Consider the following 7796-nt stretch of genomic DNA (forward strand, 5'->3'; position numbering starts at 1 on the left):
CCTGTCATAACCAACAGCGATAGGATATTTATTTGGAAGTTTCTAACGGTTATTACTTAAAAATTTAATTACTAAAAGAACAAAATTCTGGGAATTATGCTGAACCAAAATTCAGCTTGATTGAGGCAAACTAGCACTATAACTATTTTATACAGGGGTGCTGTTATGCCACGTCAACAACGTATATCGCGTATTCTAGAAAAAGCTCAATTGAGATCTGCCAGACTGAAGGCTATTAATCCTAAAATGGATTTTGGCGATGCTTGCGACCTAGAAAATATGATGCAACAAATGGAGAAATTACGTGGCAAGCTAGAGACTTATAATAGCGCTTTAGCAGTAGTTGAGTCTACCAGAATCGAGATTGAGGAGATGGAAAAAAGTTTGGGCAATCTTTCTGAGAGACTGCTGCTGGGAGTTGGTTGTAAATACGGTAAAGACAGTAGCGAATATATGATGGCGGGTGGTGTGCGCAAAAGCGAACGCATTCGTAAAGGCACAGCTACTCGTCTCAAAGCTGCGGCAGAGGTAAAATCTGGTGAGGATGCTCCTACGGCGTAGCACTGCCCACCAATATTTTAAATTTACAATAGATGGGCTGGTGGGCGATGCCCACCCTACTCAAGTTCTGCAATTAAATTGAGAATTTCTCGGTAATATTGGATATTTCCTTCTTTGTAATAAAGGTCGGCGGATTCTTGGAAATCGGCAATTGCTCTTTCGTAATCTCCGAGATTCCGGTAAACATCAGCGCGCACAAGATAGGCTTCTGTCCAATGAGGTTGCAGTTCTAAGGCTTGGTTTAAGTCTTTGAGCGCTTCTTCTAATTCGCCTAGCCAAGAACGGCTACGGCCTCGATTAAACCAGTCTTCAGCAAAACTAGGCTCGATCGCTATTGCTTGATTGTAATCTTCTAGCGCTCCTTGATAGTCTTCTATGGCATAACGAGCATTACCGCGATCGCTATAAAATGCAGCAGAGTGGGGATTTAGCTGTAAAGCTTGGGTATAATCTGCGATCGCACCTTCATAGTCTTCTAGGGTATACCGCAGAGATCCTCGGTTGTAATAAGCTTCAACTAATTCAGGATTGAGTTGTAATGCTTGGTTGTAATCGGCTATTGCTCCTTGTTCATCGCCCATCTGACGGCGAACGTTACCCCGGTTGCAGTAGGCTTGAGAAAAGTTAGGTGCAATTTCTATTGCCTGAGTGTTATCGGTGATTGCTCCGTGGTAATCTTGCAAAGCTTCGCGGACAATGCCTCGACCATAGTAAGCTTCGGCTAAATTGGCATTAAACATCAATGCCCAATCATAATCTTTAATTGCACCTTGGTAGTCTCCGAGGTTACGACGCGCCGCAGCGCGATCGCAATATCCCTCAGCCATCAGTGGATTGAGTTGCAGGAGCTTTGTACTGTCTTTAATTGCTTCTTGATAGTCTCCCATGCGGCGACGCACATTTGCCCTTAAGCCATATACTAAATCTAGTGTGGGATTTTCTTGCAATGCTTGGTTATAGTCGGCGATCGCTCCTTGATAGTCGCCCAAAGCACTACGCACCAGACCCCGTTCATAGTATGCTTGCACATCATCAGGATTGAGGGCGATCGCTTGATTAAAGTCTGCCATTGCTTGCTGATACTCTTCTAAGTAAGCATGAACAAGACCCCGATTATAGTAAGCTCCGGCAAAATTGGGATTTAATTCTAAAGCTTGGTTGTAATCTTCAATCGCCCGTTGATAGTCTGTGAGGGCATAACGAGCATTACCGCGGTTATGATAAGCCTCCGCCAAATTGCCATCTAGTTCTAATGCTTGGTCATGATCGGCTACCGCTTGCAGATACTCTCCCAAAATATGGTAAACATTACCTCGATTAGTGTAGGCGGCGGCAAAATTGGGGTTTAACTGCAAGGCTTGATTGAAATCTGCGATCGCTCCTTGATTATCGCCGCGATCGCAACGGGTTACACCGCGATTATGGTAAGCATTGGCAATATCAACATTAATATAAGTAGATAAGTGAGGATTAATTTGAACTGCTTTGTAAAAATTGGACAGCGCTGTTTCATAGTCTCCGAGAGCAAAGTAGGCTTTACCCAAGCTGTGGTAAGATTCAGCTAAATTGGGATTGATTTGCAATGCTTGGTTATGGTCAGCGATCGCTCCTTCATAATCTTCTAACCAGTAACGCGCATTAGCCCGATTGCAATAAGCTTCGGCAAAATGAGGATTGATTTCTACTGCCCGATCAAAATCTGCGATCGCACCGTGATAATCTTTAAGATCGGTGCTGATGATAATACCTCGGTTATAGTAAGCTTCGGCAAAATGGGGATTAAGTTGTATTGCTTGGGTGTAATCTGCGATCGCTCCTTGATAGTCCCCTTGAAAATTTTTGTTTAATCCCTGAGTTAAAAAATCTTCAGCATTCATAAAATTTATGAGAGTTACGAGTTTTTATAGAGAGTAAATCTTGCACTAATTCCAAACGATTGGAAGTCACACGCCAGTGGCTACCCTCCAGGAAGCTGCACCGAGCGTGTCTACTCTTATCTTTGATGCAAGATGTGAATAAAGGCTAATTATAGACGACAGAAATTATTCCACCAATAATTCTGGTTGTAGCCTAGAATCCAATACCACTTATAGAAGCATGGTACTCAATACGGTTCGGTTAAGGGGAAAAGGGAAAAGGGGAAAGGTTTAAATTCACCCTTAACCCTTTTTCCCTTACCCTTTGCCCAAACTACAACTCTAATGAAAAGTGCTTATCCGAACTGTATTGGCATGGTACTGGCAAATCAGCAGGACTCAGATCCCTCACGATCCCAGCAAACCGCCGTCACCCTCAGGGTACTCTACGAGAACCCCTACGGAGAACGCCAGTTCGACGGGACAGAAACTGACACCGCCGACTGGACTCACCATCGAATGGTGCGGCTAATTGAACAAAGCCCACTTGCGTGGGCTGAATTTCTTTAACCAGGACTTCCCCCTGCCAATATACGCCAAGGCGATTACCCCGCATCAGCTAATTCAGGCTTTGACACAGCTGAATTGGAATCGATTTTGAAGGATTATCAACCATTTCACTTCCCATATTTCTCAAATGAGTCAACATTAACTCATCTCGTTGATGCCAGACTGCAAAGATTTTTTGTCTATCATCATTAAGGGTTTCTGGGTCGATTTGATAAGCTTCATTTACCCGCTTCAACTTTAATCCCAACAAACTTAACAATCGGCTGATGATTTTGATTGCTGAAATATTTTCGGTTTCGCTTCCTAAATTAATACCCAGTACTCTTTTGATATGCTTACTATTCTGAGCAGCCAAATTTTTCAGCAAAATTAAATCTGGATCATTCTCCGTAAACTCTCGTGCTACTTCCAAAAAATCTACCATTCCTAAGGCTCTCATCGCCTCAACTTTCAGCGTGTAAGTTTTTAAATCGGGAAGAAAAACTTGACCATCACCCCAATACAATTGCTGATTCCATTCCTGGCGATCGCGAATATGAAAATACTCGCTTTCGTGGGTCAAATAATAGTGAGTTAAAAGTTGACCATAATAGCCTTTATCATCCTGTAATTTCAGCATGGGTGTAACTTCTATGCCATACCTCTGCCTGAGAATGTATTTCTGGGTGGCGTTGCGTTCATCCTCAGTTAGGGAATGTTTGGCTAATAACTGCTCATATTCGACATAATCAATATCTCTAGCATTACCTATCGCAGAAGCTGATACTAATTGATTCTGCTGTTTAATTTCTTTAATTTTACGTTTAATCTCTTTGGCTTTTTGACGTTTTTCTGACCAATCTTTTTGGACTTTGACAATTTCCAAAATTAATCTTCTGCGATTGGCCAAATCTTGCGGATCTGTTGCCAAGAATGCTAGGCGTAAATCTCGAATAATATTATTGTGTACTGCATTGCTTCTTGTCCATATTTGATGCCCATCTGCAATTAAACCTTCTTGGAGAGATTGGCGATAAAGGCGAATTGAAGCATTTACCCTAGCAGATAACTTTGCCCAGGTTCGTAAATGTATGGGGTCATAAACTAATGGTAAATCTACATCTATTTTATGCAGTGGACTGAGCAAAGCTAAATTATCTTTTTGATTCTCTTGATACCAATAAGACAGCAAACGATAATTGGTACTACCACTGCCAATTAAACCAATACCTCGCTTCGCACACCAAACAACACGCGGCACATCATCTCTAACTCTAGCTAATGCTTGTCGTGCTTCCGAATCAGGAATTACGCCTTGAAATATGCCATAGACTCTATCGAAATGTTGCACATCAATACTAATTCCTGTACCAATACTAGGAGTGACAAATACAGTGTCATATTCAGGAATTTTTTGATTAATCTCTGCAACAAAATCAACTGCTGCATGGCCTGGCGTATTTGTAGTTTGACTGCTGACAACCAGAGTTTTAGGAAATTGTCGGCGCAATTTTTCTAAACGTTCTTTTAGGTAACGTTCGATAGTTTCGCAACTGTAACGCCCAGTCCGACTATCTGTAGTAACGTAACATTTACGTCCAGCAATTAAATCGAGTTCTAATTGATGAATTAGCGGCGTTGGATTGGGAGAATCATAAAAAGTCACATCCCAACCACGCTGAGGTTGCCATTGATTTAAAACTATCCAAGGAGTTAATTTACTTGCGGCTAATCCCTGTAAATATTCTAGAGATACATCAGATAAATCAGCATCTTGGGCAATAATTAAGCCTCCAGTCCTTAAAACTGTCGCAATTAATTGTTGGAATATTTTTAATATTTTAACGCGCTTCTGTTTACAGGTATTACTATTTAATAAATGCCATAAAGACTGTTCTACTTCATCTAAAATTACGATCGCACCTTGCCAATCTTCAGGGTTTAGCTTCCAAATAGAATCGACGCACAAGCCGAAGGATTGGTTCACACTCTCCCTTCGTTCTCCATTGCCGATTCCCCAGTTAATGCCAATTTTTTCGCATAAAAATCTTCCTAATTGGATTCTATGGGTAATTAGCAAAACTGCTTGATTTCTACTTTTAGCTTGATTGACAACAGCTTTCAATCCGGTTGTTTTACCTGTTCCTTTTGCTGATTTTACTCCCACTAATCCAGAGGTGGGGAAAGGGATTTCACCTAAATAAGGACAATTAACAGTGAGTGCAGCCGGAATAGTTAACTCGGTATGAGGTTTAGTTTGAGCAAGATAAACTTCTAAATCAACGCTTTGACGATAAACTTTATCGAAACTAGTTGCACCTTTGGCGACGATAAATTCATCAACGCCTTTTTCCAATCCCGGAAGTTCGATAACTTTTACAGGACAGTTTTTTTCTTGGAATAAAAAACCCAGTTGGGAAATCGCATTATTAACAGCGGCGATTGTTTTGGGTTTAGTTTCAAAATCAAAACAAATGTAAAACGTGCGTTTTTTTAGAGTAAAAATTCCTAAGTCAGGAATTAGCTGGCGACGGGTAACTTTACCAAAGTCATCTTTAACCACTCGATAACCGCTAGTAATTCCGGGAATGGCGATCGCAGCATATCCTTGTGTTAATAGTGTCGCTGCTTTCTTTGCTCCTTCGCAAACAATCAAAGGTATGTTCTGTTCCATCACCCATTGCCAAAAGCCTTTGGCTTCGCCATTGGCACCAATACTGATATCGTTGGGCATAGAGAGATTGTAACGCTGGGCGACTTGCTGCCAAACTTGTGGCGGAACCCGCAGACAGAACACTCGCGTTGGTGTGCTGGGGGGATGTTCGTACTTGATGGACTTACCATTTTGATTGATTCGGGGTTGGGTTGGCTTAAAGCATCCCCATTCCATTGTTTGCCAATTATTCAGCGGATCTAGTCCGGAACACCACCAACCGCCTTCAGTAATATGGGCGTAACGCTGCAACCACCCATTTTTCACCATTCCGGTATTGGTGCGTGGAAGTAATTCAGAAATCAACAGGTACTCATAAGCGTTGATACCTTGAAGCGACATGAAATTGAGCTTCGCAATGTGTAAATTTATGCCACTGCTCTTGACTAATTCCTCAAGGTGTTGGGGGTGTAAATAGTGAAGATGCATAGGGCGAGGCTCTAAGCGAGGACGATGGATTTAAAACTTACCATGCATCAGCCGATTTTTTATCATAGTTTTCATAAGGGTTTAATGCTACTTTTTTTACTCAGTGGCGGGAGACACATCGGTAAAAGATAAAGTAGGTGATTTTCTCTTTTGTCTTGGTTCGGTAATAAGTTTGTATTGTGATATTTGTTCGCGATTAATTTTTAATTATCAGTAGAATCCTAGATTAAAGAATGCGCTTGCATTAAAGGCACTACTAAAAGCCATATTTGTCAAGATGGATGAAACCGCAGCAGTTTACCGTCAAAAACAGCTTTTGAGACAAAAGTAACAAAAGTTACTGAAAATATGGTGAAAGTAACATTGTTAACTGTCAGGCAATGAAATGCTTCCCTTGCGATCGCTGTATTGCCATTCAATTGCGGTTTCATCTGCTTTCCAGCTAATTGCTGCACTGGCACTGCGGGCGCACTTACCAGTCCCAATCTGGAAGCTACCCACTCGCTGCATGACAACAAAGCGATTGAGATAAACTTGCTGGCTACAGATTATCCCCTGGCGAACAATAGTGATTGATCGCTGTCCGCTAGGAGAAACGTATTCTGTCATCAGATCGGGACCTATGAATCCAGTAAAGATCCCTAGAAGGAAACCCATCAGGTAAAACGGCAAAAATAATAGACCGGGAAAGTGCAGTAAACAAATCAGCCCTTGCCAGGATTTGGACAAGGATGTAGTTGGCAATTTATCGATCGCCCAGCCAGAAATTATTAATGTCAGCAGCCCCAAGCAAGGAAGAGCTAGTATACTCCAGAAGCCGCGCAGGGTGTAGATTGCTTCAGCAGGTAGCAGTCTCAGCAGTAGCCAGAAAGCCAGGTTTAATAGTAGTGAGAAAATCCACAGGCTGAAGCGAGGAAATTGAATGCGACGATCGCGTTTTAGGTTTTTCAAGTTCAGCTTACAATTTCATAATAAAACTATCTCGTCGGTGAAAGTCAGCCTCAGCGCCTTGATGAGTCAAAGCCCAATAAGTCACTTCACCATCTCTATCTTTGATAACGGTGGCGATCGCAACTTCCAAAGCTTGTTCTACCGGGAGAATTTTATCCAAATCAAAATCTAGAGTCAGTTCTAAACTGTCTGCTTGCTGTTGAACAATAAACGGGAGTTTTATTAAAGCTGCTTCCTCTTGCATTCCTTGACGGTAACCATCAAAGCGATAAACATTCCAATGTCCGGCAGGGGAAAGGTTGAATTCCCAATACTTTGGAGAATCCTTGATACCCAGGAAGAACTCGAAGCAGGTATCTTGCCACAGTTCATGCTTTCGTGATGGTCTTGCTGATGGTGGGGTGATAGCAACTTCTTTTAAGTCACCAAGCAAAGTATATTCAATCGCCAGTTGATTATCATTCCGGACAATCTTACCTACAATTTTTAGATCAAGCAGTTGCTTAGTAGAGGCAAAAGGTTGCAGGAAAAATGACTGATTGTTCATTTCATATCCTGAATTATGGCGCGAATTGTAGTTTCCTGAGTTTCAATACTTTTCGTCAGCGCAAATTGCACCAGCGCTCTATAAAGGTTATGTTCTGGATGCTTGACTTTGAAGTAGACATTCCCAGCTAAATAACCCTCTTCTGTCACTTTCCGGGTATTCTGAATAAAAGAATAAAAAAAGAAAACCC

5 protein-coding genes and 1 pseudogene are annotated in these 7796 nt (G+C 41.7%); 1 reads left to right on the plus strand and 5 read right to left on the minus strand.

Annotated elements, in window-relative coordinates:
- Nucleotides 1-165: 165 nt before the first annotated feature.
- The gene (locus BV372_RS34400) at nt 166-561 is read left to right on the plus strand and encodes a hypothetical protein (protein WP_086691990.1); all 396 of its coding nucleotides are present in this window, start codon (nt 166-168) and stop codon (nt 559-561) included.
- Between the two features lie 56 nt (nt 562-617).
- Here the strand turns inward: BV372_RS34400 and BV372_RS34405 are convergent, their stop codons facing one another.
- The 5 genes and pseudogenes from BV372_RS34405 to BV372_RS38140 all read right to left on the minus strand — a co-directional run.
- Entirely contained in the window at nt 618-2438 is a 1821-nt protein-coding gene (locus tag BV372_RS34405; protein ID WP_086691992.1) for a tetratricopeptide repeat protein, read from the minus strand.
- A 598-nt stretch (nt 2439-3036) separates the two neighbouring features.
- Entirely contained in the window at nt 3037-6108 is a 3072-nt protein-coding gene (locus BV372_RS34415; protein ID WP_086691996.1) for a plasmid replication protein, CyRepA1 family, read from the minus strand.
- A gap of 366 nt (nt 6109-6474) precedes the next feature.
- The gene (locus BV372_RS34420; RefSeq protein WP_086691997.1) at nt 6475-7059 is read right to left on the minus strand and encodes a hypothetical protein; all 585 of its coding nucleotides are present in this window, start codon (nt 7057-7059) and stop codon (nt 6475-6477) included.
- 7 nt (nt 7060-7066) lie between these two features.
- Nucleotides 7067-7606 carry a DOMON-like domain-containing protein gene (locus BV372_RS34425; protein WP_086691998.1) on the minus strand — a complete coding sequence of 180 codons (540 nt, stop codon included), beginning with the start codon at nt 7604-7606 and terminating at the stop codon, nt 7067-7069.
- A pseudogene (locus BV372_RS38140) lies at nt 7603-7796 on the minus strand (hypothetical protein); the annotation flags it as partial. The pseudogene BV372_RS38140 and the gene BV372_RS34425, both read right to left, overlap by 4 nt.

It is taken from the genome of Nostoc sp. T09 (genome assembly GCF_002154695.1).
Classification (GTDB): Bacteria; Cyanobacteriota; Cyanobacteriia; order Cyanobacteriales; family Nostocaceae; genus Aulosira.

Coding starts and splice junctions, on each gene's coding strand:
- BV372_RS34400 (WP_086691990.1), top strand. CDS start 166: ATGCCACGTCAACAACGTATATCGCGTATTCTAGAAAAAGCTCAATTG.
- BV372_RS34415 (WP_086691996.1), bottom strand. CDS start 6,108: ATGCATCTTCACTATTTACACCCCCAACACCTTGAGGAATTAGTCAAG.
- BV372_RS34405 (WP_086691992.1), bottom strand. CDS start 2,438: ATGAATGCTGAAGATTTTTTAACTCAGGGATTAAACAAAAATTTTCAA.
- BV372_RS34425 (WP_086691998.1), bottom strand. CDS start 7,606: ATGAACAATCAGTCATTTTTCCTGCAACCTTTTGCCTCTACTAAGCAA.